The following is a 20,047-nucleotide window of genomic DNA, read 5'->3' on the forward strand; positions in this document are numbered from 1 at the left end:
TGAAGGCGCAGGTGGGGATGGCCTCGCTTGATGGCGAGATGCTTGCATTCAGCGTTCGCCCCACGCCTTCAGCAATGGTCCGTCGCGGCCATAGACCGGGTCCTTGCGCGGCCGGCTCACCTTCGGGATCATGCGTAGCGCTTCCGCGTGCTGCTCGGGCTTGGTGCATTCGTCATAGGTGCCGGAGCGCGGATAGGCGCCGACGACGAGGAAATCGTCGGAAGCCGAGAGCCGCTGGTGACCGGTGCCGGCCGGCAGAACCGCCACGTCGCCGGCCTTGACCGTGAGCGCGCGGCCCTTGTCGCCGCCGAAGCGCACCTTGGCCGTGCCGCGCGCAATGCCCAGCACCTCATGGATGCGCGAGTGGTAGTGGACATAGTCGTAGATGCCGTTGCGCCAGCTGTCGCCCCAGCCATTCGCCTTGAATAGCTCCTCGAAGACGGCTGCCGGATCGAGATCATCCGGCAACGTCACGGCGCCGCGGTAAACGATCAGCGGCCACGACGGATGGTTCGGAACAAGGCCGTCGTCCTTGAAGCGGAAGGCATTGGCCTTCCTCTGCCTGACCAGATCCGCGAGCCTGGACGTGCCCGGTCTTGCGATCCCGGTGAGCTTCTCGGCTGCTTTCTTGATGCTCTCGACAATGCTCAAAGCCGGGTCCTCCATAAGTGCCGCTTGCAACGCCTTGCGACCTCGGCCGACCGAACTCAACCCGTGGGGACAGCCTTGGTTCCAGAGGTTGCCGACGCCCGCTTGCGGCACGAGCGACCCGGATTGCTTCCCGGCATCGCAGCGGTCAAGCTGTGGGAGGTTGCCGGCGTCCATGCGCGACGCCAGCAATGGCCGCGCGCCCTTCCCGAGGAGTTCAAAATGCGTGCATTTTGCCTTTCGACCATCGGCGTTTTCGTTTCGGTGGTGCTTGCGGCATCCGACTTCCCGGCGCTCGCTTCAGGCAGCGTGGCAAAGGCCCAAAATCTCCATCAACTGTGCCGCCAGGTGAAGAACGACGATACGATCCGCGCCTACTCGCACGAGCTCTACGGCGGCACGGTCAAGGCGTTCAGGAAGCTCTTTCCGGACGCCAAGGGCGCGCCGGCGGAATCGGAACTGCAGGCGCAGGCCAACTACAGCTGCATGAACGGCAAGGTGCTGGCCTGCTTCGTCGGGGCAAACCTGCCCTGCGCCAAAATGAACGCCGCGCGCGACAATCCCGGCGCGGACGAATTCTGCAGGACCAACCCGAATGCCGACGTCGTGCCAGCCTTCGCGACCGGTCACGACGCGCTCTATTCCTACAAATGTCTGGACGGCAAGGCGGTGGTGACCGGCGAGACCTGGGTGCTCGACAAGCGCGGCTTTGCCGCCCGGTTGTGGGCCGAAGTGCCCCGGCACTGAGGCTGACCGAAGAGCCGATCTGACGACCTGCAGAGACGGCTTAGCGGCGGCGCGCTTGCCGTTACATCCTTGCCCGGGCTGACCTGCGGCGAAGCAAGAGCGCGATGGCCAAAGCCGGAAGTGCCGCCGCGGCGGCGGCGAGGAAGACGAACCGCAGCCCGGCGGACGCGGCGATCAGGCCGAGCCCCGGGCTGCCGAAGCCGAGCGCCACGTCGAGAAAGACGGTGTAGAGTCCCATGGCAAGGCCGCGGCTGCTTGCGGGGAGATGGGCGACCGCCTCGGTGCCGAGGCCCGGATAGACCAGCGAGTAGCCAAGCCCGGTCAGGCCCGCTCCGATTACCGCGACGAGCGGCCCCGGCGCCAGCCAGATCGATAGAAGGCCCGCCGCCTCGACCACCACGAAGATGGCGGCGACGCGGGCGCCGCCGAGACTGTCCGGCAGGTGGCCGAAGCACAGCCTTGCCGCGATCAGCGATGCCGCATAGGCGGTGAAGGGAAGCCAGACCGGATGCCAGCCGCGCTCGGCAAAGAGCAGTGCTGCGAAGGACAGGATCGCGCCATAGCCGAGGCTGCTGAGGGCCGCTCCGACGCCCGGAAGCCAAACCGCTTGCGCGACGCTCGTCCAGGACTGCCGCGCAGCGCTGCTGGCGGCCTTGACGCCGCGCATCGGCAGAGTGGCGAGCAGTGTTGCAAGGGGCAGGACCATTGTGGCGAGAGCGATCGCGGCGAAGCCCCGGGCTTCATAGAGCGTGGACCCGATCGGCGCGCCGAGCGCCAGCGCCGCGAACATTGCCATGCCGATCCAGGCGATGACCTTGCCGGAGTTCTGTCCGCCGGCAAGCGCCAGGCCCCAGGTGACGCCGCCGGTGATGATGAAGCTCTCGGCCGCGCCCAGCACCGCCCTGCCGACGAAGAGCACCGTAGCGGACGCGATCGGCTGAGCGAGCAAAGCCAGTGAGCCGAGATAGATAAGCCCGGCCAGCGCGGCGCCGACAAGGCCGACCACGACGGCGCGCTTGCCGCCACGCAGATCGGCATAGTTTCCGGCACCAATGCGCGACAGCAGCGAGGCGACGAACTGGCTGCCCGTCACCAGCCCGACGGCGAACGGGCCGAAGCCGAGCCTGTCATGCAGATGCAGCGGCAGGACGGGCAACGCCAGGCCGATGAGCAGGAAGCCGGCAAAGACCGCCGCCATGATCGGCAGCAATCTCGCCATCGTCCGGCTTTCATCGGCTGCAGTGCCCGTCGCGACCATCGCCGGCGCCTAGACCTCGAGCATGACCTTGATCGCGCGCCGCTCGTCCATGGCGCGGTAGCCCTCGGCGACCTCAGTCAGCGGCAGCTTGAGGTCGAAAACCTTGCCGGGCTTGATCCTGCCCTTGAGCACGCGCTCCATCAGCTCGGGCAGGAAGCGGCGCACCGGCGCCGGGCCGCCGAGCATGCGCTTCTGGCCGAAGAACAGTTTCTGGCCGTCGAAGCTCACGCCATGCGGCACGCCGACATAGCCGATGGTGCCGCCGGGGCGCGAGCAGGCCAGCGCCTGGTCGAAGGATTCGGCCGTACCGACGCATTCCAGCACCGAGTCCGCGCCGACGCCCGCAGTCAGTTCCTTGATGCGGGCGATGCCTTCCTCGCCGCGCTCGGCCACGATGTCGGTCGCGCCGAACTCGCGCGCGAGTTTCTGGCGGCTCTCGTGCCGGCTCATGGCGATGATGCGCTGCGCGCCCATCTCGCTCGCCGCGAGCACGCCCATCAGGCCGACGGCGCCGTCGCCGACGACGACAACCGTCGATCCTTGGCGCACCTCGGCCGCATCCGCCGCATACCAGCCGGTGCCGAGCACATCCGAGACGGCCAACAGGTCAGGCACAAGGTCGGCCGGCGGAACCTCGGAAGTCGCCACCAGGGTGCCGTCGGCCAGCGGCACGCGGGCGTAAGGCGCCTGCGCGCCCGACATGAACTCGCGTTGCACGCAGGAGGACTGGAAGCCGAAGCGGCAATGCGGGCAGGTGTTGTCGGAGAGGCAGAAGGAGCCGACGACGAACTGGCCGGGGCGCACGTTGCGCACTTCCGCGCCGACCTCGACGACGATGCCGCAATATTCGTGGCCCATATGCATCGGGCGATCGATCGGCTGCAGCCCGCGATACGGCCACAGGTCCGAGCCGCAGATGCAGCTCGCCGAGAGCTTGATGATGGCGTCCGTCGGGCGAAGGATCTTCGGGTCCTCGATTTCCTCGCAGCGGATATCGCCGGGCTTATGAAGAACAGTTGCGAGCATTTTGCTTTCCTTTTCGTTCGATCGGTGATCAGGCGCGGTAGTCGGCGTCGCTGACATGTTCCAGCCAGTCCACGACCTTGCCGTCCTTGACCTCCTGGAGGGCAATGTGGGTCATGGCCGTCTCGGGCGACGCGCCGTGCCAATGCTTCTCGCCGGGCGCGAACCAGACGACGTCGCCGGGGCGGATCTCCTCGATCGGCCCGCCCTCGCGCTGCACGCGGCCACGGCCGGAGACGACGATCAGCGTCTGCCCCAGCGGATGCGTATGCCAGGCGGTGCGGGCGCCGGGCTCGAAGGTGACCTGCGCGCCCTGCACCCGCGCGGCATCGAAGGGATTGAAGAGCGGATCGATCCGGACCGTGCCGGTGAACCAGTCGGAAGGCCCCTTGCCGGACGGCCTCGTGCCAGCGCGAAGAATGTCCATGGTGATCTCCTTTGCGTTCTCACATGCGTTCGATGCGCAGCGGGAACTCGCCGCGTATGTGCAGGGCCTCTTCGCCCCCGTCGAAGCGGCCGAGCCTGATCAGCCCGGGATGGCGGTAGTCGGCGTAGAACATGGCCAGATTGCCCCAGGGCACGAAATAGCAGAGGTCATAGGGCTGCTCGTTGCCGAACGGGCCGCTGCCCTCTTCGGTCAGCTTGCGCGGCAGATAGGCGATCTTCTCGTTATGCGCGTAGTCGTCGATCGTGAGATCGAGCGGCAGCATGGAAAAGAAATCGCGTGCCGAAGGATTGTCGTAGAGCGTGGCCGTCATGGTTCGGCCATCGAATGTCATTCTGATCTTCATGTCGGCGGGTTCCTGGCTGGCCGGGCCCCTGCCCTGCTGGCTGCGGGCGCGCCGCGGCAGGAGCGTTGATGCGAGCGCGGCGCCGAGCAAAATGCGGCGGCTGAGCGTGGGACGGTCGGTCGTCATGGCACGGCCCTCCCGCCCATGCGCGATGCGGCGAACGCGGCGAGCGCCGATCCGCAAAGCAGCGCCGCGCCGAAGGCAAAGGCTCCCCACCAGCCGACCGTGTCGAAAAGCGTGCCGCCGATCGCGGCGCCGCCGGTAATGGCAAGCTGGATGACGGCCACCTGCAACCCGCCGCCGGCCTCCGCGTCTTCAGGCAGCGTGCGGCTGAGCCAGGTGCCCCAGCCGACGGGCGCGGCCGTGCCGAAGAAACCCCAGACGAAAAGCAGCAGGGCCGTGGGAAGGGGTATTGCGCCGAGGGCGATGAGCGCGAGCGCAAGCACGGCCATGACCAGCGGAATGACGATCAGGATGCTGAACAGACGCGCGCGCAGCAGCCGGCCGATGCACCAGGTGCCGCCGACGCCCGCGAGCCCCATGACCAGCAGGATCGCCGAAAGCGTCGCGACGTCGACCTGGGTGACCCTTTCGAGGAAGGGACGCAGATAGGTGAAGAGCGCGAACTGGCCCATGAACAGCATCATGACCGATGCCATGCCGATGGCGACCGGAGGACGGCCGAGAAGAGCCAGGCTGTTGCCCGGCCGCTTTCGCCGGCGCGGCGGGAGCGGTGGCAGGCTGAGCCACTGCCAGACGAGCGCCAGGAACCCGAGCGGCACGACCAGGAAGAACGCGCCGCGCCAACCGGCATAGGCCCCAAGCAGGCTGCCCAGCGGCGCGGCAATGGTGGCCGCGACGGCGTTGCCGGCGTTCAGCATGGCGAGGCCCTTTGGGACCTGCTCCTCGGGGACGAGGCGCATGACGATCGCGGTCGACATCGACCAGAAGCCGCCGATCGCCATGCCGAGCAGCGCGCGGCCGGCCATCAGGAACGCGTAGTTCGGGGCGAAGGTGACGGCAAGCCCGGACGCGATGAGAAGCACGGTGAAGCCGGTGACGACCAGCCTGCGATCGATGCGGCGCGTCAGACCGGCGACCAGCAGGCTGGTCACGACAGCGAAAATGCCCGAAATCGAGATCGCCTGGCCCGCCCGACCCTCGGTGATACCGAGATCGGTCGCGATCGGCGACAGCAGGCTGACCGGCATGAACTCCGAGGCGATGAGCACCGAAACGCAAAGCGCCATCGAGAGCACCGCGCCCCGCATGGCGCGGTCTTCGACAAGCCTTGTGTCGTAAGTGGTTTCCATTCGTGGGCATCCTTGCAAGCGGGGCGCCGGAATCGCCACGGCCGCCGCGACCTGCCCGGAAGATATTGCAGTGCAACCAATTCGATTAGAGCCGATAATCCGTATGGACTTATCGACCTGTGATATAAATCGACCAGGAGGTTCAACATGCAGCGCGGCGACATGAAAGATTTGCTGTGGTTCCTGGCTGTCGCCCGGGAGCGCAGCTTCACCAGGGCAGCAGCGGAACTCGGCACGTCACAGTCGACGCTCAGCCACACCATCAAGCAGTTGGAAGCCCGCCTTGGCGTTCGCCTGCTTACGCGCACGACGCGAAGCGTGGCGCCGACGGAAGCCGGCGAGCGGCTCTACCAGTCGCTCGCCCCACGCTTCGAGGAGATCGAGGCCGATCTCGCGGGTCTGGTCGCCTTCCGAGACAAGCCCGCTGGCACGGTACGCATCACGCTGTCCGACCATGCGTTGCAGACGACGGTCTGGCCGAAGCTCGAGCCGATGCTCTGCGACTATCCCGACTTGCGCGTCGAGCTCTACAGCGACAACGGCATGCGCAACATCGTGGAGGAGCGCTTCGACGCCGGCGTGCGGCTTGGCGAGAGCGTCGACAGGGACATGATCGCGGTGCGGATCGGCCCCGACTGGCGGCTGGTGGCCATCGCCTCGCCGGAGTATTTCTCCCGCCGCCCAGTCCCGAGGATACCGCAGGATCTCGTCGGGCATGACTGCATCGGCCTGCGGCAGGCGACGTTTGGCGGGCTCTATGCCTGGGAGTTCGAGAAGAAGGGCCGCGAGCTTCGGGTCCGGGTCGATGGCCAGCTGACCTTCAACTCGACCCTGCCGATGATCGATGCGGCGCTAAGCGGCTACGGCATCGCTTATGTCCCGGAAAACCTCGTCAGCCGCCACATCGCGGACGGGCGGCTGACGCTCGTGCTCGATGATTGGAGCCTGCCCTTTCCGGGCTATCACCTCTATTATCCGAGCCGGCGGCAGCTTTCTCCGGCGATGGCAGTCGTCGTCGAGGCGCTTCGGCATCGGAGTTGAGCCTGGGGCTGGGGGCGGCACGAGCGCCCAGCGCCTGGACGCCCATTGCAGGCTGAACTCGGCAATGCCCGACAAAAGATGCTTGACTCGCCCTGCCCCTTCCGGACAATTGCGTTGTCAGACATCTTACATACGAGAGGGAGGTTTCGTGAGGAGATTGATCGCTTGTTTCGCGCTGGCTGCCGGCGCGCTCGCATTCGTGTCGGCAGCGCGAGCGGGAGAAACCCTGGATCGCGTCACATCCAAGAAGGCCATGGTGGTCGCGACCAACAGCGGCTGGCCGCCGCAGAGCTTTCTCGACGAAAGCAACCAGTTGGTGGGGTTTGATATCGACGTCTCGAAAGAGATCGCCAAGCGTCTGGGCGTGGAGGTCAGCTTCGAGACGCCCGACTGGGCCACAATGACCGGCGGCCACTGGCAGGGCCGCTACGACCTCGGCGTCGGCTCGGTGACGCCGACCAAGGCCCGGGCCAAGGTGATCGATTTCGCCGGCATCTATTATTACAGCCCTTATGTTTATGTGGTCCACAAGGACAGCAAGGCGAAGTCCGTGAACGACCTGAACGGCAAGGTGATCGGTGTCGAAACCGCCACGACTTCGGAAGATTTCATCCGCCGTCAGCTGGAGATCGACGCTCCCGGCCTTCCGCCAGTCGAATACAAGCTGCAACCCGGCGAGATACGGACCTTTGCCGATTCCATGCTGCCATTCGACGATTTGAGACTTGGGGACGGCGTGCGGCTCGACGCAGTCATCGCTCCCGAGCAGACCGCCCAGAACGCCATAAAGAACGGGTATCCGCTGCGCATCCTTGAGGGCGACTACGCCTTCCGCGAGCCGCTGGTGGTGATCGCGGACAAGGGTGACGCCGAGTGGACCACCAAGGTCGGCGGCATCATCGACGAGATGAAAAAGGACGGCACGCTCGCCACGCTGACCACCAAATGGTACGGCAAGAACTACAGCGCCGACTGACGTTCTTCGCGGGCGGCTTTCAAGGCCGCCCGCTCTCATGCGATTCATCATGACCTATCCCGATACTTACTATCGCCGCACGCTTGCCGACGAGAAGGTCAGACCACCTTTGGCCGGTCTGGCCGAATGCGACACGGTCATTGTCGGCGGCGGACTGGCCGGTCTGACGACGGCGCTGCAGCTGGCCCGCGCCGGGCGCGAAGTCGTCCTGCTCGAAGCCGAGCGCGTCGGCTTCGGCGCCTCGGGCCGCAACGGCGGCTTCGTCAGCCCCGGCTTCGCCACCGGCAGCGACAATATCGCCGCGATGGCCGGCACCGCGGCGGCACAGAAGCTGCACCGATTGTCGATCGAAGGGGTCGAATTCGTGCGCCAGACGATCAAGGATCTCGACATCAAGACGGCAAAGCCTCGCCCCGGAATTATCGGCGTGCTTCGCCATGACGGCGGCGCCGAACTGAAGGCCCACGCCGAACGGCTGGCGCGGGATTTCGACTATCCGCTCGAATATCTCGAGCGTGACCAGGTGCGCGCGGTGCTGCAGTCCGAGCGCTACTATCAGGGCCTGCGCGACGCCAACGCCTTCCACATTCATCCGCTCAACTATCTGCGCTCCGTCGCCGAGGAGATCGAGCGGCTGGGCGGCAGGATCCACGAGGCGTCGAGCGCCGTCGAGGCGAGACTCGACGGCCCGCAAAAGACCATGCGCACAGCAAACGGCGAAGTACGCGCGCGGCAGGCGGTGTTCGCCACCGGCGGCTACACAGGACGGCTGCTCGGCCAGTTGAGGCGGGCCATGTTGCCGATTGCGACCTATGTGATGCTGAGCGAGGAGGCCCCGGAGCTCATCGCCAGCGCCATCGCGACGACCGACGGCATAGGCGATAGCCGCCGCGCCGGCGACTACTACCGCGCCGTGGAAGACGGGCGGCGGCTGCTCTGGGGTGGGCGCATCACCACGCGGGCCGCTTCGCCGGCGGCGCTGGCCAGGGAATTGCGCCGGGAGATGGTCGGAACCTATCCTCAGCTCGCTGCGCTCAAGACCGAACTCGCCTGGTCGGGGCTGATGGCCTACGCCCGGCACCTGATGCCCCAGATCGGACAGCTGCAGCCAGGCGTCTGGTATCTCACGGCGTTTGGCGGCCATGGCATCAACACCACCGCCATGGCCGGCAAGGTGGTGGCCGAGGCGATACTCGGCCAGTCGGACCGTTACCGGCTGTTCGAACGGTTCGGACTGACCTGGGCGGGCGGGCCGGTCGGGCTTGCCGCGGCGCAACTCACCTATTGGAAGCTACAGGCGCAGGATTGGTGGCGCGAACGCCCCCGCTGACCACAGGGAGATCGACAGGTGATCGGCAGACTGCTGCTCAATTATCCGGACGCCGCGCGTCGCATCGGCATGTGCCTGGCGCTCGCCGCGTTCGCTGCAGGCCTCTACGGGCTTGGCATCAAAGCCGACTGGATCGGCAAGCTGGTTCCGAGCTCCCTCGAATGGCTTGCCGCCAATCCCGCGGCAGCGCGGGGCGTTTCGGCGGTGCTGATCGCGCTGATCGCGGCGGCCAACTGGAAAGCCCTGCAGCAACTCGGGCGCAAACAGCAGATCGTTGCGGTGTGGATCGAGCTGTTCGTGCTGCTGATGCTGTTCTTCTATTCCTTCGACCTGTCGTTCTCTTTCATTGCCAGGAAGATCGGCTTCCTCGTCTCGCAGGGCGTGGTGACGACGCTCTACATCTCCGCCATTTCGATCGCCATCGCCACGGTCATCGCCTTCATCGGCGCCATAGCCAAGCTCTCCAAGAACGGCGTCGTCTATGGCCTGGCAACGTTCTACACCTCGCTGTTCCGCGGGCTGCCGTTGCTGATGCAGATCTACATCATCTATCTCGGCCTGCCGCAGGTCGGCTACGTGATCGGGGCCGTGCCCGCCGGCATCATGGCGCTGTCGCTTTGCTACGGCGCCTACATGACCGAAATTTTCCGGGCCGGCATCGAAAGCATTCCGCGCGGCCAGACGGAGGGCGCCACCGCGCTTGGCCTCAGCCCCAACCAGACGATGTTCCTGGTGATCCTGCCGCAAGCGATGCGCGTCATCGTTCCCCCGACCGGCAACCAATTCATCGCGATGCTGAAGGATTCCTCGCTGATTTCGGTGGTCGGCGTATGGGAGATCATGTATCTGGCGCGCACGCAGGGCCAGACCGAGTTCCGGCACATCGAGATGCTGATCACCGCCTCGATGATCTACTGGCTGCTGTCGATCGGGCTCGAATTCCTGCAGTCCCGCATCGAGGAACGGTTCGGGCGCTCGCTGAAGCGCTGAACTTCAGTGCGGCATTCCCTCCTGGGGGAAGCCGCCGAGATGGCAGCAGGTCAGCGCGGCGCGATCGCGGCCGCTTTCGAGACATTGCAACAGCGGCTTTTTGGCCAGCCAGGCGTGGAGAAAGCCGGCAATGAAACTGTCGCCGGCGCTGGTCGTGTCGACGACCTCGACCGGACGGATGCCGGTCTCGGCGCGCTCGCGGGCAGTGAACGCCATCGACCCCTCGGCACCGCGCATGACGACGGCGCAGCCTGCGCCGCGCGACAGAAGATCCGCCGCCATCGCCGCGGCACCATAGGGTTCGCCGGTCGAGCAGAAGGCTATGCTCAGGCCCTCGACGCCGAGATTGGCCGGATCGGCGTTGACCGAAATGTCCTGCGAGACGCTGACGCCTGCCCGCGACAGGCGCCTGCGCAAGGCGCCGCCGTCATCCAGCCAGCCGATATGGACGTGATCCATCGCCTCCAGGATCGCAAGTTCGGCCTCGTGCGGCGCGTATCCGGCGCAGGCGCCGAAATCCTCGGCGGCGATCAGCCGCTCACCTGACGGCAACACTTTGATGTCGGTCCAGGCGGTGTTGCGGTCGCCGACGCGCAGGTGGTCGACCACGACCCGATTGGCTTCGAGCTCGGCGCGGGTGCGCTCGCCTTCGGCGTCGCGGCCGACGCCACCGAAATAGAAGCTCCTATTGCCAAGCCGGGCGAGCTGGACGGCGACGTTGAGCGCGTTGCCGCCGACCAGCGAGCGCCCGATCGGCAAGCCGAGGCGGTCAGTGCAATTGTCGCCGACGGCGGCAAATCGAAATTGAGCCGTCATATCCCCCTCTGCTACGCCATGAAGCGCTGCCGCTAAAGGCACGCGCTCAATAGGCTACGCGTTTATAGTAGCGGCGCGTCGTCAGCGGGTGGTTGCGGATCACCTCGAGATGAGCGCTGACGCGTTCGAGGGCGGTGGCCAGCACGACCGGCGAAACCAGCGCGCGCACGTCCGCAGAAATCCCGGGCAGTTCGAAGGCGGCCGTGTCGAGCACCGTCGTCTTGTCCGTGTAGTTAGCTGCGAAATTCTCGACCCGCTCGGCCAGCGGCCGGGCGCTGTCCTCGCCCTTGAAGACAACAACGCTCACGTCTTTTTCCACCAGCTCCAGCGTGCCGTGGAAAAAATCGGAGGCATGCACCGGACGGGTTCGGATCCATTGCATCTCTTCCAGGATGCACATGCCGTAATACCAAGCCTGCGGCCAGACGTTCCCGGCGCCGGTTATGATGTGATAGTCGGAGGCGGCCAGTTTTTGGGCGAAGTCGGCGGCTTGCTTTTCATAGCTCCGCTTCACCTCCAGCAGCAATCGCGGCAACTGCGCCAGCTCGGCGAAAATCCGTTCGGATTCGGCCATCTCGCCGCGATGCTTGAGCACCGAAAGCGCGATGAACAGCGACTGGAGGTAGAAGGACTCGCAGGAGGTGTCATCCTCAGCGAAGTTGACGAAGACGTGGTCCCCGCCCCTGCCGAGCGGCGTCTCCTCATGCCCGACCAGCGTGATCACCGTCGCTCCGACCTCCTTGATCCTAGCCAGCAGCGCCACGCTTTCCTTGGTGGTGCCCGAGAGCGAAGGCAGCACGACGATCGACTTCTCGGTCAGGTGCACGGATTGGGCAAGCTGCAGCTCGGCAGTGATATCGACGAAGGCGGGAAAGCCGGACCGGCGCTGCAGCAATTGCGCGGCCGGATGCATCAGAATCGCCGCGCCCCCGGTGCCGAGGAAGAAGATGTTTTGTGCCCCGCCGGCGAGACATTGCGCAACCGCGGTTTCGATGCGCTCCCGCAAGGCCACCGCCCCCGATTGAATGCGTACAAACCGGGCTTCGTCCAAATTGAGCATCGTTCCCTCGGTCGCTTCAGTTGTAAGACAACTGACATCTTCATAAGCGCATTTCAAGAGAAATCTTGCGGACCGGCTCCGGTCCATTTTCATATACAGCAAGTGAGGCGCCACCGACATGCCCCGCTTGACCTAGCCGCGATTGTCCGACAGCAAAAGGAGAGTTGGCACAATGGGGATAAAGGACTTGGACGAGCCGCTTCGCGATGCGCGCACACTGGCGGTCCAGCTCCGCGACCGCCTTGCCGACCTGATCAGAAGTGAGGGGCTCAAGCCCGGCGACCGGCTGCCGACCGAGTCGCAGTTGACGCAGCGCTTCCGCATCTCGCGCCCTGCCCTGCGCGAAGCGCTGAAACTTCTCGAACAGGACGGCGCCATTTCCGTCACCCACGGCCTCGGCCGCTTTGTCACGGCGAACTCTGCCGTGCAGGTCGACCGGCCGATCACGATGTTCGAAAGCGTGACCGACATGTCACGCCATTATGGCTACGACACCATTAACAAGGTTCTGTCTATCGCCGAGGAAACGCCCGATCCGGTGATCCGGCAGCAATTGCGGCTGGCCGACGGAGAGCGCGTCATAAGGCTTGAACGGCTGCGGCTGCACAACGACGTGCCCCTGATCTACTCGCTGGATTACGTGCCGCGCGGCCTTTTGCCCGGCCGCCTTTTCGACATCGAATGGAGTGGTTCGCTGCTCGCGCTGTTGGAGAAAAACCGCCATCAGCCGCGTATGTCGGCCGCCTCGGTTTCAGCCGTGACGCTGCCGGACGAAATCGTGCAACGCAACGACCTGCGCGATTTTGGGCCGGCGCTGCTCATTACTGAAACCTGTTTCGATGCGACCGGGACACCGGTCGTCTATGCCGCTGTCTATCATCGCGGCAGCCATTTCGCCTTCAGCTTCGCACGGCGGTGACGCCCAACGCCGGCGAATCGGGCCGGCGACGGCGGTGTTCGCTGGGGCGCTGCCGCATAGCCTTCGAACAGGTCCTCTGGTTCACGCGTCTTTTCTTAGGTCCTGGCCAACGCTCTGAGATCCACCGTCCGGCAGTTGCACGCTGCGTGGCGGTTAGCCCGGCAGCGTGTTGGCGCGCAGATGCTTGTCGGCCCCGGTGGATCACCTCCCCACCGGATCTCGAGAGCGCGTAGAGCTGTTCGCGGTGGCCCGGCAAGGAGAAGCTCACGGAATCCCGGTCGGCGGGCGCATCTGGCCTGCAGCAAACCTGAGCCCCCGACGAGCCGCCTATCCCGGATCCTTAATTAGATTGCGCTCAGTCTCTAAATGGCATATAGATTTCGTACGCAATCTAAATATGGAGGCCGATCATGCGCGTGAGCCGCATTCAGGCTGAGAAGAACCGGCAGACCGTGATCGACGTGGCCAGCCGCCTTTTTCGGGAACATGGGTTCGACGGCATCGGCCTCAAGGATCTGATGAAGGGTGCCGGGCTGACCCAAGGCGCCTTCTACAAGCAGTTCGCGTCGAAGGAGGACTTGGTCGCACAGGCGTCCAGACGGGCGGTGGAGAGTACGGCTGCCCGATGGGCGACGGCGACCGCAGCCAATCCCCGCGATCCGCTTGGGGCGGTGATGGCATTTTACCTCAGCATGGGCCATCGCGAGCAAAGGATGGACGGCTGCCCGGTCGCGGCGCTCTGCTCGGATGCCGCGAGACAGGGGGCCGAGGTGAAAGGGTCGTTCGAAGCCGGCATCAAACAGTATCTCGAAATCATCGGCCGATTGATTGGCGAAGAGCCCAACAGCAAGGCCATGGCCATTCTTTCGACGATGGTCGGCGCGCTGACATTGTCGCGCGTCGTCAACGATCCCGACCTCGCTCAGGCCTTTCTGGATGCGGCGGCCGAACAGGTTCGCGACGCAGTCACGGCTTGAACCGCGCGGGACTGACGACTGGGATTGATAGGAGAATAGATGCGACGGATTGTTGTAACGGGCATGGGCGCGGTCACGCCGCTTGCGGCGGATGTCGAGACGTCCTGGTCGCGTCTCCTGGCCGGCCGCTCTGGTATCCGCAGGCTCGCGGACGAGGTGGTGGAAGATTTGCCGGCGAAGATCGGCGGCGTGGTCCCTTCCCTGGAGGAAGATCCCCAAGCCGGCCTCGATCCGAACGCTTTCCTGGCGCCGAAGGATCAGCGCAAGGTCGACCGCTTCATCCTGTTCGCGCTGGCCGCTGCGGAAGAGGCGCTTGCCCAGGCGAGATGGAAACCGCCCTCGGAAAAGAATCGGGTTCGCACGGCGACGATCATCGCTTCCGGTGTCGGAGGTTTTCCCGCCATCACCGAGGCGGTACGGACCGTCGACCAGCGCGGCGTTCGGCGGCTTTCACCGTTTACGGTGCCGTCTTTCCTGGTGAACCTCGCGGCTGGCCACGTCTCGATCCGCTACGGCTTCAAAGGCCACATCGGCGCGCCGGTAACCGCATGCGCCGCCGGCATCCAGGCCATCGGCGATGCGGCTCGCATCATCCGCGCCGATGAGGCCGATATCGCTTTGTGCGGCGGCACCGAGGCATGCATGAACACCGTCAGCTTGGGCGGCTTCGCAGCGGCACGCTCGCTTTCGACCTCCTTCAATCACCGCCCCGATCAAGCTTCTCGTCCGTTCGACATGTCGCGGGACGGGTTCGTCATGGGCGAAGGCGCCGGCATCCTGGTCATCGAGGAATTGAGCCATGCGCTGGCTCGCGGCGCGAAACCGCTCGCCGAGGTCGTCGGCTACGGCACCACGGCGGATGCCCATCATGTCACTTCCGGCCCCGAGGACGGCGATGGCGCGCGACGTGCGATGGAGATCGCGATTGCCCAGGCCGGCATCTCGCCACGCGACATCCGCCACCTCAATGCGCATGCGACCTCCACGCCGGTGGGCGACCTGGGAGAAATCGAAGCGATCAAAAGGGTCTTCGGCGCGGATTTCTCGATCGCCGTCAGCGGGACCAAGTCGGCGACCGGACACCTGCTCGGCGCTGCCGGCGGGCTCGGCGCGATCTTCACGATATTGGCGCTCAGGGACCAGGTGGCGCCGCCAACCCTCAATCTGGGCGCGCCCGATCCGGCCGGCGACGGCATAGACTTCGTCGCGAACCAAGCCCGGCCAATGGAAATGGACTACGCGATCTCCAATGGGTTTGGCTTCGGAGGTGTGAACGCCAGCGCGCTGTTCCGGCGCTGGGACGGACAGGCATGAACGGTCGAGCCGCTCCCTGGCTGAGGCTTTTGTTTCGGCCTTCCGATTTCCCCACTCCAGCCGCAAGAAAGTGATCTCATGGAAAAGACCAATCCTGGCGTCGCCCTCGTCACAGGCGCATCCTCGGGCATCGGGCGCGCAACAGCCGCAGCCCTCCGGAACGCGGGCTTTCGCGTGTTCGGAACCAGCCGTCGCGCGATCTCCGAACAGTCCGACGGCGTTACCATGCTGACCGGCGACGTGACCGACGACGCGTCCGTATCGAAGCTGGTCGAAGAGGTGCTGGCCGAAACCGGACGCATAGACCTGCTCGTCAACAATGCCGGCATCGGCCTGCTCGGCGGCGCGGAGGAATCCTCGACTGCGCAGGCTCAGGCGCTGTTTGATGTCAATGTCTTTGGTGTCATCCGGATGACCAACGCGGTGCTGCCGACAATGCGACGCCAACGGAGCGGCAGAATCGTGAATTTGAGTTCCGTGCTGGGCCTGATTCCGGCTCCCTATTCCGCTCTCTATGCGTCGACCAAGCATGCGATCGAAGGCTATTCAGAATCGCTGGACCATGAACTGCGCTCGTTCGGAATTCGCGTGGTGCTGGTCGAGCCCGCCTACACCCGCACGTCGTTTGAAGAAAATCTCGCAAGGCCCGATCAGTTGCTGGACATCTATGGCACCGCGCGCGCCGGCATGGATGTGGTTCTGCGGAAAGCCATCGAGACAGGCGATGCGCCCGAGATCGTGGCCAAGACGGTCTTGCAAGCGGCGACCGCCTCCGTTCCACGGAGGCGCTATGCTGCCGGAAAAATGGCTCGCCAGATCAGCTTGCTGCGCCGTTTCGTTCCCGAATCCGCCTTCGACAAGAGCCTGCGAAAGCAAAACGGCCTGCCGGCCTGATATCCAAGTCGCCGACAGGGTCTTTCGAGGCTCTCTGACACAGGAGTTGGGCAGCCGCAGCCGCCCACCCCCTTAGGCGGCGCTGCGACGGGAGTTGCCCGGGATCACAGGCGGCCCTTGCGGCGGCAGAGGTGTCGAAATGCCTCGGCTCGAAGGCCAGCGCATCGTGCATGGGAAGCGCTGCCGAGAAGAGGAAGCCCTGCCCGATCATGCAATCGAGCGAGCGCAGGATCAGGCGATCGGCGTCCGTTTCGACCCCCTCCGCCATGACCTCTATGCCAAGCGTTCGTCCGAGATCAATGACCGCCTTGACCAGCGCCTGATCTTCCACGGACTTGGCCAGATCGCGAACGAAGTCCTTGTCGATCTTGATCTTGCGGATCCGACTGTCCTTCAGCGAAACCAGGGTCGAAAAGCCGGTGCCGAAATCGTCCAGCACGATCGATATGCCCGCGTCCGCCAGGCGTTCCAGCTTTTCGTCGACCCGGGCGCGATCCACGGGCGCCTCTTCGGTGATCTCTATCTCGAGCATGGCCGCGGGGACATTCCTCGTCTTCAGGATGTCCAGCATCATATCGTCGACATTGCCTGCCTCGAGTTCACGCGGCGACAGATTCATCGCAACGCGCACATCCTGGCGCCCTTTCCTCGCCAGTTCCTCGATCATGGAGCAGCAATTGAGAAAGACCTTCTCCGTCAGCAAGGAAAGCAGACCGGTTTCGCGTGCCGCTGTCACGATCTCCGGCGGGGGAATGGCGCCGTGAACCGGGTGCTGCCACCGCAGCAGCGCTTCGAAGCCGGCGACCGCTTGCGTGTCCAGCCGAACGATGGGCTGGAACCAGGAGCAAAGCGTGCCTCTCTCGATGGCTGCGCGCAGGTCGCGCTCGATGCAGTGCTTGCGTTCGAGCCCTTGATCGAGCTCGGCATCGAAGAGGCAGTATTCGTTCCTGCCGCTGCGCTTGGCCGCGTAAAGCGCGAAGTCGGCGCGCAGCAGCATCTCCGTCAGTCGCGGTGTCTCCGATACGTAGATCCCGATCGAGGCGCCGACACGCACCGATTTCAATGCCGGATCCGGATTGGCGATGGCCGCGATGATCAAGGACGCAAGCTCGTCTATCGAGTGCTGCGAGCTTGCGGCGGGAAAGAGCAGCACGAACTCGTCGCCGCCGATGCGCGCGATCGTTGCCCCCGGCGGCGCGTGGTTCTCTATCCTGCGCGCGACCCGGACCAGCAGGTCGTCGCCGATATTGTGACCATAGGTGTCATTGACGGATTTGAAGCCGTCGAGATCGATCAGCATGGTCACGAACGGACCGTCGGAAAAACCCATCTCGCCGATTGCGTGCTCGAGCCCGTGCCTGTTGAGCAAGTTCGTCAGCGGATCGCACCTGGAGTTTCGTTCCATCCGGGCCGCGAACGCCCGCGCTTCGTATTTGAGGCGGCTCGTCTCCTTGAAGCGAGCCTGCCCGAGCAGCGAGCTTCTGATCATGCCTCCAAGAAAAAGCAGGACCGTGAAGCCGAGGACGTAGTTCTCGATATTGCCTTTCGCCAACACGCATCCTGCGGCGATCAGAAGCGGCAATGTCAAGAAGTTGATCGAAGCCGGCGCGTATGACGCACCATAGGTGACCGAACCGGCCGACAGGCCGGCGAGGACGACCAGATAGAGCGGCGCCTGGGGGGTGGTGTATCCATGCGATAGCACGGCCAGAAAAGACCAGGCGATGCCCGATGCCAGCGCCAACAGCCCGTAAACGGAAAGTCGCGCATCGACCGGCCTCGACCGGCTATCGGGCCCATCAAAGGCAATTTCCGGCTGGGCGAGCGCCAGTCCTATGCGGGCGCCGTTGATGATGGTGACCGCCGCAAACCACAGAACCGCCGCCGGGCCACCGCCCGAGAGCATCTGCACGGCCAGGATCAGGGCCGAGAGAACGGTGCCGATGGGCATCGAGATGAAAAGGCCCTTCTTCAGGTCAGCGAACTGATCCCGCAGAATTCCCGCTTCCACGGCTTCGCTTTGCCCCTGAAGGGCTGAACCTGGGCCAGGCTGGTCGGAATCTCTCATGCCTAGTGGCTAAACGAGCGGAATGAAAATCGCGTTAAGGATTTCAGCGACTTACGGCGCATCAGTCATGGATAGGCGAGCGCGACAGTCCGGCCCGCCCCCCCGGTGTGGCGGGAGCTTGCGAAAATCTGTCAGTCCTTTGGAAACCGATCTGAGGAAACTCCATCAAATCATTCGTCGGCCGCTACGGTCACCAAAGGATGGGTTTCGATGTCGCGACGGGCCTCGAACTTTGCTCATCGACTGGCGCAAAGCAGGCCAGGCGATTCGTTGATTTGCCCAAACCAGCGTCGGGAGTCAGTCTGGCTCGGTCGGACTCCAATCGAATAGCGCAGGGAGAAAGAAGATGGCTCAAGACCACTCTAAATCGAGCGGACCGGATCTGGCCCAAGGTATCGCGCTATCCGACCTTGCCGATGGCGCAAAGCTGGTCGGTCACTATGGCGATGAACAGGTGCTGTTGGTGCGCCGCGGGACAGAGGTCTTCGCAATCGGGGCGGCGTGCACGCATTATGGCGGGCCGCTGGTCGACGGTCTTGTCGTGGAGGGTACCGTTCGATGTCCGTGGCACCACGCCTGCTTCGATTTGCGCACCGGCGAAGCCGTGCGTGCGCCTGCGTTCAGTCCACTCGCCTGCTGGTCGGTGGAACAGCGCGGCGATCGCATATTCGTGGGCGAGAAGCGCAAGCGAGCGGCTCAAAAGCCCAGCAGCGGAGGAGCTGGCCAGTTTGCCGGCAGAATCGTGATCGTCGGAGGCGGCGCGGCTGGTTTCGCAGCCGCCGAAAGACTGCGTCGTGAAGGCCATCAGGGCAGCATCGTCATGCTCAGCGACGACGAGGCGCCGCCCGTCGATCGCCCCAACCTTTCCAAGGATTACCTCGCCGGCAAGGCGCCGTCGGATTGGGTTCCGCTGCGCGGGGAAAGCTTCTATGCCAAGAACGGCATTGATCTGCGCCTCAAGACGAGCGTCGCCGACATCGATGTCGGGTCCGGCGAGATCGTGCACGCAGACGGGAACCGAACTGCCTACGACCGTTTGCTGCTTGCTACGGGAGCCGAACCGGTCCGCCTCACGATCCCGGGCGCCGATCAGCCACAGGTCCATACGCTGCGCTCGCTCTCCGACTGCAGCACGATTATCGAGGAAGCCGAGACGGCCCGCAGCGCCATCGTGCTGGGCGCCAGTTTCATCGGCCTCGAGGTTGCCGCGTCCCTGCGTGCGCGGAACATCGAAGTTCATGTCGTCGCGCCCGACGAACGGCCGATGGAGCGGGTCCTCGGGCCGCAGATGGGCGACTTCATCCGCAGCCTCCACGAGCAAAATGGCGTCGTCTTTCATCTCAAGGACACCGCGGCCGCGATCGACGGCACGAACGTGCAACTGAGCAGCGGCCTTACGCTGACCGCGGATCTCATCGTCGCCGGCATCGGCGTGCGGCCGCGGCTCGGGCTTGCCGAAAAGGCTGGGCTCAGGCTCGACCGCGGCATCATGGTGGATGCCTTTCTGGAGACGAGCGCGCCGGGCGTTTTCGCGGCAGGCGACATTGCGCGATGGCCCGATCCCCACTCCGGCGAAAACATCAGGGTCGAGCACTGGGTGGTCGCAGAAAGGCAGGGGCAGACGGCTGCTCTGAACATGCTCGGACAGCGCGAGAAATACACTGCCGTCCCGTTCTTCTGGAGCCAGCATTATGACGTCCCGATCAACTACGTTGGACATGCGGAGCGATGGGACGAGATCGCGGTGGAAGGCGACATCGCCGCCAAAGATTGCCTCCTGCGTTTCAAGCGCAAGGGACGCACACTGGCGGTCGCCTCGATTTTTCGCGACATCGAAAGCCTGAAGGCCGAATTGGAGATGGAACGCCGGAGCGCTACCTGA

The 20,047-nt window shown here is 64.7% G+C and carries 19 protein-coding genes; 10 read left to right on the plus strand and 9 right to left on the minus strand.

What is annotated here, in order from left to right; translation table 11 throughout:
- Positions 1–48 precede the first annotated feature (48 nt).
- Positions 49–651: a cupin gene (locus CK221_RS19735; RefSeq protein WP_095778986.1), complete on the minus strand. Its 603-nt coding sequence runs from the start codon at positions 649–651 to the stop codon at positions 49–51.
- A gap of 219 nt (positions 652–870) precedes the next feature.
- Here CK221_RS19735 and CK221_RS19740 point away from each other — a divergent pair, with 219 nt between their 5' ends.
- Positions 871–1,395, plus strand: coding sequence for a hypothetical protein (locus CK221_RS19740; protein WP_143749071.1), 525 nt, complete (start codon positions 871–873; stop codon positions 1,393–1,395).
- Positions 1,396–1,456: 61 nt separating this feature from the next.
- Here CK221_RS19740 and CK221_RS19745 read toward each other — a convergent pair whose 3' ends face one another.
- Genes CK221_RS19745 through CK221_RS19765 form a run of 5 tightly spaced genes read right to left on the minus strand, consistent with a single transcriptional unit; the run spans position 1,457 to position 5,780 of the window.
- Positions 1,457–2,653 carry an arabinose transporter gene (locus tag CK221_RS19745; protein ID WP_095778931.1) on the minus strand — a complete coding sequence of 399 codons (1,197 nt, stop codon included), beginning with the start codon at positions 2,651–2,653 and terminating at the stop codon, positions 1,457–1,459.
- A gap of 9 nt (positions 2,654–2,662) precedes the next feature.
- Positions 2,663–3,679: a zinc-dependent alcohol dehydrogenase family protein gene (locus CK221_RS19750; protein ID WP_066993024.1), complete on the minus strand. Its 1,017-nt coding sequence runs from the start codon at positions 3,677–3,679 to the stop codon at positions 2,663–2,665.
- Between the two features lie 28 nt (positions 3,680–3,707).
- Positions 3,708–4,103, minus strand: coding sequence for a cupin domain-containing protein (locus CK221_RS19755; protein ID WP_066993021.1), 396 nt, complete (start codon positions 4,101–4,103; stop codon positions 3,708–3,710).
- A gap of 19 nt (positions 4,104–4,122) precedes the next feature.
- Complete coding sequence (locus CK221_RS19760) at positions 4,123–4,593, minus strand: cyclophilin-like fold protein (RefSeq protein WP_095778932.1); 471 nt, start codon at positions 4,591–4,593, stop codon at positions 4,123–4,125.
- On the minus strand, positions 4,590–5,780 hold the full coding sequence (locus CK221_RS19765) for an MFS transporter (protein ID WP_095778933.1): 1,191 nt from the start codon (positions 5,778–5,780) through the stop codon (positions 4,590–4,592). Before CK221_RS19765 ends, CK221_RS19760 begins: the two co-directional genes overlap by 4 nt.
- Before the next feature lie 147 nt (positions 5,781–5,927).
- Between CK221_RS19765 and CK221_RS19770 the strand changes: the two genes are divergently transcribed.
- The 4 genes from CK221_RS19770 to CK221_RS19785 all read left to right on the plus strand — a co-directional run bounded on the left by CK221_RS19770 (position 5,928) and on the right by CK221_RS19785 (position 10,117).
- The gene (locus tag CK221_RS19770) at positions 5,928–6,821 is read left to right on the plus strand and encodes a LysR family transcriptional regulator (RefSeq protein ID WP_095778934.1); all 894 of its coding nucleotides are present in this window, start codon (positions 5,928–5,930) and stop codon (positions 6,819–6,821) included.
- A gap of 148 nt (positions 6,822–6,969) precedes the next feature.
- Positions 6,970–7,797, plus strand: a complete 828-nt coding sequence (locus CK221_RS19775) for a transporter substrate-binding domain-containing protein (protein WP_245418747.1) — start codon at positions 6,970–6,972, stop codon at positions 7,795–7,797.
- Between the two features lie 49 nt (positions 7,798–7,846).
- Positions 7,847–9,127 carry an FAD-binding oxidoreductase gene (locus CK221_RS19780; RefSeq protein WP_095778987.1) on the plus strand — a complete coding sequence of 427 codons (1,281 nt, stop codon included), beginning with the start codon at positions 7,847–7,849 and terminating at the stop codon, positions 9,125–9,127.
- A gap of 18 nt (positions 9,128–9,145) precedes the next feature.
- On the plus strand, positions 9,146–10,117 hold the full coding sequence (locus tag CK221_RS19785; protein ID WP_066993007.1) for an amino acid ABC transporter permease: 972 nt from the start codon (positions 9,146–9,148) through the stop codon (positions 10,115–10,117).
- 3 nt (positions 10,118–10,120) lie between these two features.
- Here the strand turns inward: CK221_RS19785 and CK221_RS19790 are convergent, their stop codons facing one another.
- Positions 10,121–10,933, minus strand: coding sequence for a PfkB family carbohydrate kinase (locus tag CK221_RS19790; RefSeq protein ID WP_095778936.1), 813 nt, complete (start codon positions 10,931–10,933; stop codon positions 10,121–10,123).
- Positions 10,934–10,979: 46 nt separating this feature from the next.
- Positions 10,980–11,993, minus strand: a complete 1,014-nt coding sequence (locus tag CK221_RS19795; RefSeq protein WP_095778937.1) for an SIS domain-containing protein — start codon at positions 11,991–11,993, stop codon at positions 10,980–10,982.
- 187 nt (positions 11,994–12,180) lie between these two features.
- Here CK221_RS19795 and CK221_RS19800 point away from each other — a divergent pair, with 187 nt between their 5' ends.
- The 4 genes from CK221_RS19800 to CK221_RS19815 all read left to right on the plus strand — a co-directional run bounded on the left by CK221_RS19800 (position 12,181) and on the right by CK221_RS19815 (position 16,097).
- The gene (locus CK221_RS19800) at positions 12,181–12,912 is read left to right on the plus strand and encodes a GntR family transcriptional regulator (protein WP_095778988.1); all 732 of its coding nucleotides are present in this window, start codon (positions 12,181–12,183) and stop codon (positions 12,910–12,912) included.
- 410 nt (positions 12,913–13,322) lie between these two features.
- Positions 13,323–13,889, plus strand: coding sequence for a TetR/AcrR family transcriptional regulator (locus tag CK221_RS19805; RefSeq protein ID WP_095778938.1), 567 nt, complete (start codon positions 13,323–13,325; stop codon positions 13,887–13,889).
- A gap of 39 nt (positions 13,890–13,928) precedes the next feature.
- The gene (gene fabF / locus CK221_RS19810) at positions 13,929–15,203 is read left to right on the plus strand and encodes a beta-ketoacyl-ACP synthase II (RefSeq protein WP_095778939.1); all 1,275 of its coding nucleotides are present in this window, start codon (positions 13,929–13,931) and stop codon (positions 15,201–15,203) included.
- A gap of 78 nt (positions 15,204–15,281) precedes the next feature.
- Positions 15,282–16,097, plus strand: coding sequence for an oxidoreductase (locus CK221_RS19815; protein ID WP_095778940.1), 816 nt, complete (start codon positions 15,282–15,284; stop codon positions 16,095–16,097).
- On the opposite strand, the gene CK221_RS19820 is transcribed toward CK221_RS19815, so the two are convergent.
- Positions 16,021–18,108 carry a GGDEF domain-containing phosphodiesterase gene (locus tag CK221_RS19820; protein WP_245430687.1) on the minus strand — a complete coding sequence of 696 codons (2,088 nt, stop codon included), beginning with the start codon at positions 18,106–18,108 and terminating at the stop codon, positions 16,021–16,023. The genes CK221_RS19815 and CK221_RS19820 overlap by 77 nt on opposite strands.
- 403 nt (positions 18,109–18,511) lie before the next feature.
- Here CK221_RS19820 and CK221_RS19825 point away from each other — a divergent pair, with 403 nt between their 5' ends.
- Positions 18,512–20,047 (plus strand): FAD-dependent oxidoreductase, encoded by a 1,536-nt coding sequence (locus tag CK221_RS19825; protein WP_095778941.1) that lies wholly within the window; start codon positions 18,512–18,514, stop codon positions 20,045–20,047.

It is taken from the genome of Mesorhizobium sp. WSM3868 (genome assembly GCF_002294785.1).
GTDB lineage: Bacteria > Pseudomonadota > Alphaproteobacteria > Rhizobiales > Rhizobiaceae > Mesorhizobium.

Bases quoted from the DNA above. Each gene is read 5' to 3' on its own strand.
- CK221_RS19740 (WP_143749071.1), top strand. From the start codon at position 871: ATGCGTGCATTTTGCCTTTCGACCATCGGCGTTTTCGTTTCGGTGGTG.
- CK221_RS19745 (WP_095778931.1), bottom strand. From the start codon at position 2,653: ATGGTCGCGACGGGCACTGCAGCCGATGAAAGCCGGACGATGGCGAGA.
- CK221_RS19750 (WP_066993024.1), bottom strand. From the start codon at position 3,679: ATGCTCGCAACTGTTCTTCATAAGCCCGGCGATATCCGCTGCGAGGAA.
- CK221_RS19755 (WP_066993021.1), bottom strand. From the start codon at position 4,103: ATGGACATTCTTCGCGCTGGCACGAGGCCGTCCGGCAAGGGGCCTTCC.
- CK221_RS19760 (WP_095778932.1), bottom strand. From the start codon at position 4,593: ATGACGACCGACCGTCCCACGCTCAGCCGCCGCATTTTGCTCGGCGCC.
- CK221_RS19765 (WP_095778933.1), bottom strand. From the start codon at position 5,780: ATGGAAACCACTTACGACACAAGGCTTGTCGAAGACCGCGCCATGCGG.
- CK221_RS19770 (WP_095778934.1), top strand. From the start codon at position 5,928: ATGCAGCGCGGCGACATGAAAGATTTGCTGTGGTTCCTGGCTGTCGCC.
- CK221_RS19780 (WP_095778987.1), top strand. From the start codon at position 7,847: ATGACCTATCCCGATACTTACTATCGCCGCACGCTTGCCGACGAGAAG.
- CK221_RS19790 (WP_095778936.1), bottom strand. From the start codon at position 10,933: ATGACGGCTCAATTTCGATTTGCCGCCGTCGGCGACAATTGCACTGAC.
- CK221_RS19795 (WP_095778937.1), bottom strand. From the start codon at position 11,993: ATGCTCAATTTGGACGAAGCCCGGTTTGTACGCATTCAATCGGGGGCG.
- CK221_RS19805 (WP_095778938.1), top strand. From the start codon at position 13,323: ATGCGCGTGAGCCGCATTCAGGCTGAGAAGAACCGGCAGACCGTGATC.
- fabF (WP_095778939.1), top strand. From the start codon at position 13,929: ATGCGACGGATTGTTGTAACGGGCATGGGCGCGGTCACGCCGCTTGCG.
- CK221_RS19815 (WP_095778940.1), top strand. From the start codon at position 15,282: ATGGAAAAGACCAATCCTGGCGTCGCCCTCGTCACAGGCGCATCCTCG.
- CK221_RS19825 (WP_095778941.1), top strand. From the start codon at position 18,512: ATGGCTCAAGACCACTCTAAATCGAGCGGACCGGATCTGGCCCAAGGT.